This is a genomic window from Brachybacterium sp. AOP25-B2-12, assembly GCF_052378625.1.
GTDB lineage: Bacteria > Actinomycetota > Actinomycetes > Actinomycetales > Dermabacteraceae > Brachybacterium.
Window position 1 is genome coordinate 1 of sequence record NZ_JBQSXW010000102.1, and the last position, 202, is coordinate 202.

Below are 202 nucleotides of genomic sequence, written 5' to 3' on the forward strand. Positions count from 1 at the left end.
GTCGACGACGGCACCCGGCCCGGCGTGACTAGCGAGGAGTCCGCCGAGGTCAAGCGCTTGAAGGCCGAGAATCGGCGGTTGCGGGAAGACAACGAGATCCTCCGGAAGGCGTCGATTTTCTTCGCGGGGGAGCTCGACCCCCGCAACCGCTGATCATCGCGTTCATCGATGAGATGAGAGCCGAGGGTTTCGCAGTCGAGTC

Annotated in this window: 1 pseudogene; it reads left to right on the top strand. The window is 63.9% G+C overall.

Features of this window, described 5'->3' with window-relative positions:
- Nucleotides 1-202, top strand: a pseudogene (locus ACT3TZ_RS15335) (IS3-like element ISPfr13 family transposase); the annotation flags it as partial.